We start from the raw sequence: 3,708 nt of genomic DNA on the forward strand, positions 1-3,708 counted from the left end.
GTCGGGGACGGGGTTCGCGGACGTGATCTCCTTCGACATGGGCGGCACCACCGCCAAGGCGTGCGTGGTGCGCGGCGGGCGTCCGGAGATCACCCACGAGTTCCACGTGGGCGGCAAGGGCAGCTTCGGCGGGCGGCGGGCGGGCACCGGCGTGCCGATCAAGACCCCCGCCATCGACCTGGCGGAGGTGGGAGCGGGCGGCGGCAGCATCGCCTGGCTCGACACGGCCGGCGCGCTGCGTGTCGGCCCGCACTCGGCCGGTTCGTCCCCCGGGCCCGCCTGCTATGGGCTGGGCGGCTCTGAACCGACCGTCACGGACGCGAACCTGGTGCTCGGCTATCTCTCCTCGGCCTCGATCCCGTTGTCGCCGTCGCTGGCGGACAAGGCTCTCGACCGGCTGGCGGGGCCGCTCGGGGTGTCGCGGGCGGAGGCCGCGTACGCGGTGCACGAGATCGTGAGCGCCTCCATGGCATCGGCGGTGCACGTGGTGACGGTGCAGCGCGGGATCGACCCGCGCGGGTTCGCCCTGGTGGCCTTCGGCGGGGCCGGGCCCATGCACGCGGCCGGGGTGGCGGAGCGGTTCGGGATCGCGACCGTGGTGGTGTCCGCGTACTGTGGGGTGGCGTCGGCGGCGGGCCTGCTGGCCGGCGACCTGTCCACCGACCGGGTCCTGTCCCGGCTGGACGCGGTCGACCCGGAGCCGGTCTTCGCCGGGCTGGCCGCGGAGGCGGCCGCCGACCTGGGCGTCTCGCCGGCGGATCCGGATGTGCGGGTGCTGCGGTCGGTGGACGTCCGCTTCAAGGGGCAGTCCCACGACCTGACCGTGGAGTGGTCGCCGTCGCACGAGGTGCTCGCGTCCCGATTTTTCGAGAGATATCAGCAGGTGTACGGGATCGCGCAGCGCGGCGACATCGAACTGGTCGGCTACCGCGTCCGCCTCACGACGCCGGCCGACCGGCCGACGGCCACCGACCGGCCGGCGCTCGCCGACGGGAGCGCCCGTGTCGACGAGCCCCCCTTGCCCCGCCACTCGCCCGAAGCCGGCCGACGCCCTCCTGCCGGGGCGCCTGCTCCCGGCGCCGATTCGGCGAGCGGCGGCGCGGCGGAGAGCGGCGCCATGCGTGCGGCGCCCACCTCCAGGAGGGCGTACTTCCCTGAGCTGGACGGCTACACGGACGTCCCCGTGCACACCAGGGACACCATGGGCGGCACGCTCCCCGGCCCGGCGATCATCGAGGACGCCGAGTCCACGATCGTCGTCCCGCCGTCGTGGACGGCGACCCTCACCCCGTCCCGAGCCGTGCACCTGACCCGCGGGAGCGCCCCATGACCGACGCCCTGACCGCGGAGGTGCTCAGGAACGCGCTGGTGGTGGCCGCGGAGGAGGCCAGCATCGTGGTGGTGCGCTCGGCGTACTCGACCTTCATCGTCGAGGGCTCCGACGCCTCCGCCGCCGTCCTGGACGCCCGGGGCCGCCTGATCGCCCAGTCCATGGCCACCACGCTCATGAACAGCATGGCGCTCAAGGTGGCGCTCCCCGAGCTGATCAAGGACCGCCCCCTGGACACGATGCGCCCCGGCGAGGCGTACGTGCTCAACGACGCCTACCGGGGCGGCGTGCACACCAACGACCTGCTCGTCTACCGCCCGGTCTTCGTCGCGGGAACCCCGGCGTACTTCACCGCCACCATGATCCACGTCTCGGACCTGGGTGGCCTCTCGGCAGGCGGGATGGCGCCGCTGGCCACGGACATCTTCCTGGAGGGCCTGCAACTCCCGCCGGTGCGCCTGGCGACCGCGGACGGGATCGACCCGGCCATGGAGGCCATCCTGCGGGCCAACAGCCGCACCCCGGACAAGGTCATGGGGGACGTACGGGCCCTGGTGGCCGGCACGGCGGTGGCCGCGGCCCGGCTGGAGGCGCTGATCGGCGAGTACGGGGTGGACGGGCTGGCGGCAGGAGTCGACGACTACCTGGACTACACCGAGGCCAGGACCCGCACCTCCCTGGCCGAGCTGCCGGAGGGCCGGTTCGAGGCGGCGTACCCGATCGATGACGACGGCATAAATCCCGAAAAATCGCACCACATCCGTGTCGCCGTCACCCTCGACGCCGCTCAGGCCCTGCTGGACTTCGCCGGCACGGACCCGCAGGCCCCCGCGGCCATCAACGCCTCGGCCTCCCAGTCCCTGGCGGCGGCCGTCTTCGCGGTCCGCTGCTTCCTGGACCCGACGATCCCCATGAACGACGGCTGCCTGCGCGCCATCGAGGTGCGCCTGCCGGAGGGCTCCCTGCTCAACGCCCGCTCCCCGTATCCGTGCGGCGGCCGGTACGTCCCCATCTACGCCGCCATGGAGGCCGTCTTCCAGGCGCTGTCCGACGCGGTGCCGGAACGGGCGATCGCGCCCAGCGGGATCCTGCAGCCGTTCTCGATCGCCGCGGTCGGCGCGCCGTACTGGATCCACCTGTCGTACGACTTCGGCGGCGTCGGCGCCAGGGAAGGGCTGGACGGGCCGGACGCGACGGGCGTGCACTTCGGCATCGGCCGCAACTCGGTGCCGCAGGTGGAGCCGGTGGAGAGCCGCTGCCCGCTGATCGTCGAGTCGATCGAGACGATCCCGGACTCGGGCGGTCCCGGGCGGTTCCGTGGCGGCCTGGGCTCGCGGACCGTCTACCGGTTTCTGGCCGACTGCCACGTGACGACCCGCGGCGACCGCCTCCGCCTCCCGCCCCCGGGCCGGAACGGCGGGCTGCCGGGGCGGCTGGGCGGCTTCTTCAAGCGTCACCTGGACGGGACGGTGGAGCGGCTCGCGTCCAAGGTCAACAACGTGCGGTTCGCGGCCGGCGAGGCGTTCATCGTGGAGACCACGGGCGGCGCCGGCCTCGGCCCGCCCGCCGAACGGGACCCTGCCGCAGTCCTGGCCGACCTCGAGGCGGGGCGCGTCACGCCACGAGGAGCGGCCGAGGATTACGGGTTCCAGCCCCGTAGGCGTAGCAAATCGGCGGGATCGAAGCTCACGGGGAAGGGCGACGACAGGGTGACCATCGTCCCGGCCTTATGGACAGTTGGTCCTGCATAGGTGCGACCGTCGAGCTCGTAGATGTAGACCGTCGGACCCTCCATGGGTTCGATGCGCCAGTAGAGGGGGATGCCTGCGTCTGCGTATGCCGCGACTTTGGTCGCCCTGTCGTGCGACTTGCTGCTCGGGCTGACCACCTCCACAGCCAGGAGTAGGTCACTGGGCGCATAGATGAGGTCAACCGCCTCAGACACCTCCTCCGGCACGACGACGAGGTCGGGGATGTAGAGATCCTCGTTGCTGGGGCTGACGTTGACCGTCGTCAAACACTCCAGCTCGGGCGGTGCCGCAGCCTGGAGGATGACTGCCAACCGGGTGATCACTCGCTGGTGCCGGGGGGTGGGGGCAGGACTCACTACCAGGCTCCCGTTGAAGAGCTCGTAACGGTTCTCGTCGTCGGGGAATTTGAACAGGTCGTCGACAGTGAACGGCGCGGCGGGAAATGCCGTGAGTCCCGTCGGTTCGATCGTTGCCATTGCGGTCACCCACTCAGTATCGGGAGTCTCGCCCTCGCCCACATGCTACTTCCCCGGATTCCTTCACTTTGAGTTACGAGCCCGCCACGCTTCGGCGCCCCGGCGCACCACCGCGTGCACCGCCCGCGCCACCCGAGCCCCCCACTCCGAC

Annotated in this window: 3 protein-coding genes; 2 read left to right on the forward strand and 1 reads right to left on the reverse strand. The window is 71.9% G+C overall.

The window, feature by feature from the left end; translation table 11 throughout:
* Together ETD86_RS53130 and ETD86_RS53135 are read left to right on the forward strand one after the other, a co-directional pair.
* Positions 1-1,330 (forward strand): hydantoinase/oxoprolinase family protein (locus ETD86_RS53130; protein ID WP_138674199.1); only part of this gene is annotated, 1,330 nt, incomplete at its 5' end.
* Entirely contained in the window at positions 1,327-3,081 is a 1,755-nt protein-coding gene (locus ETD86_RS53135) for a hydantoinase B/oxoprolinase family protein (RefSeq protein ID WP_138674200.1), read from the forward strand. The genes ETD86_RS53130 and ETD86_RS53135, both read left to right, overlap by 4 nt.
* On the opposite strand, the gene ETD86_RS53140 is transcribed toward ETD86_RS53135, so the two are convergent.
* Positions 2,970-3,599, reverse strand: a complete 630-nt coding sequence (locus tag ETD86_RS53140) for a Uma2 family endonuclease (protein ID WP_138674201.1) — start codon at positions 3,597-3,599, stop codon at positions 2,970-2,972. The two genes, ETD86_RS53135 and ETD86_RS53140, sit on opposite strands and share 112 nt — an antisense overlap.
* Positions 3,600-3,708 lie beyond the last annotated feature (109 nt).

It is taken from the genome of Nonomuraea turkmeniaca (genome assembly GCF_005889735.1).
Lineage (GTDB): Bacteria > Actinomycetota > Actinomycetes > Streptosporangiales > Streptosporangiaceae > Nonomuraea > Nonomuraea turkmeniaca.

What these genes read in the sequence shown, in the direction of transcription:
- ETD86_RS53135 (WP_138674200.1), top strand. Translation starts at nt 1,327, where the DNA reads ATGACCGACGCCCTGACCGCGGAGGTGCTCAGGAACGCGCTGGTGGTG.